1 protein-coding gene is annotated in these 458 nt (G+C 34.3%); it reads right to left on the bottom strand.

Features of this window, described 5'->3' with window-relative positions; genetic code table 11:
• Positions 1-458 (bottom strand): hypothetical protein (locus tag H4O21_RS28135; RefSeq protein WP_220495857.1); only part of this gene is annotated, 458 nt, incomplete at both ends.

Raw genomic sequence — 458 nt, forward strand, 5'->3', positions numbered from 1 at the left:
TCAAGATCAATCAAAAAAGACTGGTAATCTTTTAAAAGAGGTAAGAACGGACGCATGAAATCAGTTACTTCTTTTAAAATACGAATCACCTCTTCCTTTTCTTCGTACTCTAAATTATTTAGCTCTCGTGTATATTGTAGTGTAGTTTCAGGTTCAATATAAACAATGCTTCCTGTTTTGCTGCCACCCATAATGGCACCTTTCACTTTTCTTCGGTACATGGCTTTTACGGCTAAAACACGTCGGTTATCAACTACAGATTCTCGGATGTCATCCAAATATTCGAGATTGTGATAGGTGTTTAATGCAGATGCAAAACTCTGATTTATTTTACCTTTTACTTTGTTTATAGACTTTCGCAATTCATATAAGGTGTCAGAAGCATTATCCTTAATATCTCCAAATCGATCAATGATGGCATCTACTTTTTCAATCAAAATTTTAGTGACTTCAATGTG

Source organism: Oceanospirillum sediminis (assembly GCF_014164585.1).
GTDB classification, from domain to species: domain Bacteria; phylum Pseudomonadota; class Gammaproteobacteria; order Pseudomonadales; family Halomonadaceae; genus Oceanospirillum; species Oceanospirillum sediminis.